This window comes from Cryobacterium sp. MP_M3 (assembly GCF_015752155.1).
In the GTDB taxonomy this organism is placed as follows: Bacteria; Actinomycetota; Actinomycetes; order Actinomycetales; family Microbacteriaceae; genus Cryobacterium.
Map to the genome: position 1 here is coordinate 1 of NZ_JADOVI010000056.1, position 1437 is coordinate 1437.

Annotated in this window: 1 protein-coding gene; it reads right to left on the minus strand. The window is 64.8% G+C overall.

Annotated elements, in window-relative coordinates; translation table 11 throughout:
* Window positions 1-23 precede the first annotated feature (23 nt).
* Window positions 24-1325 carry an ISL3 family transposase gene (locus IWX89_RS18315; protein ID WP_196904964.1) on the minus strand — a complete coding sequence of 434 codons (1302 nt, stop codon included), beginning with the start codon at window positions 1323-1325 and terminating at the stop codon, window positions 24-26.
* Window positions 1326-1437: the final 112 nt, after the last annotated feature.

Consider the following 1437-nt stretch of genomic DNA (forward strand, 5'->3'; position numbering starts at 1 on the left):
GGCTCTCCTGACGCTTCCGTGGGTTAGTCTCGGCCGGGAAGCACGGGTTTGTGCCCGCCGAGGCTGAGCATCGCGAGGGCGATGAGGGCGTCGGGTGATTTGAAGCCGAAGGCGATGCGAGTCATGAGGCGGATCTTGGTGTTCATGGATTCGACGCGTCCGTTGGAGAGGCCGTGCTCGATGGAAGCCAGGATCGCGGTGCGGTGTTTGACGATGCTCTTCTGCAGTTTCACGAAGGAGGGGATGCGGCAGCGGCGGGCCCAACCAACCCATTTGTCGAGAGCTTCGGTCGCTTCCTCGAGAGGCAGTTTGAAGATCACGCGGAGGCCTTCCTTCAAGTAGTACGCGCGGGCCAGCCGCGGGTCGGTCTGCACGATCCAGGCGAGCTTCGTTTGTTGCTTCTCGGTCAGGTTCTCCGGGTTCTTCCAGAGCGCGTATCGGCTGTTCTTGATGCCGGCCGCCCGGGCGCTGTCTGGGCGTGCCGGGGCGTCGGCTGGGGGCCGGCCGCGAGTGCGTCGGGCGTCGTTGTGTCGGGCGGCTTTGCGGGCATCGTTCCACGCGGCCCGGCGGACTTCATCGAGGGCTTCGGTGGCCCATTTCACGACGTGGAACGGATCAGCGCAGCGAACAGCGTTGGGGGCTTTCTCCGCGACAACACTGGCGATCCAGGCCGCGCCGTCCGCGGAAACATGCGTGATCAGTGCGCTGCGTTCGGGGCCGAGAGCGTCGAAGAACGTGGCCAGGGTGGCCTTGTCCTGGCCCGGTGCCGCCCAGACGAGACGGCCGGAATCGTGGTCGACGACGCAGGTCAAATACTTGTGGCCGCGCTTGTAACTGATCTCGTCAATCCCGATCCGGGTGAGGTCCGCGAACTGGTCGAACTGCTTCTCCGTATCGGCCCAAACCCGGGTGATGATCGCGCCGACGGTGCGCCAGGCGATGCGCATCAGCACAGTGATGGCGGTCTTGGATGTTTGCGTGGCCAGCCACGCGACCTGGTCATCGAAGAACAGCGTGTGACCGCTCTGATGCCGGGCCCACGGCACGGCGGCGACCGTGACGCCATGCACCCGGCAGCTCACCCGCGGCGCCGCGGCTTCTAACTGGATTTGCACCGAGCCCGCGTCCAGGGATCGCCAGCGGCGGCGCCCGTCACCGGTGTCGTAGCGGGGGCAGCGCTTCCGGCAGGCCCCGCACCGGTTCCGCATCGATGCCGTTGGGCGCACCGACGCGACCAGAATGCCCGTTTCCGCGTCGACATCGACCGCTTCGACGATGGTTTTGTCGACTCCGAGCAGAGTCCGCCATAGTGTTGAGTTTTGCACGCCGTTTTCTCGTCCCTGTGTTTCTTACCTTTGTCAGTTAGAAACCTAGACGGAGAGCGGCGTGCACTCGTTAAGGAGCTCGGAAACCACCCACGGAAGAGTCAGGAGAGCC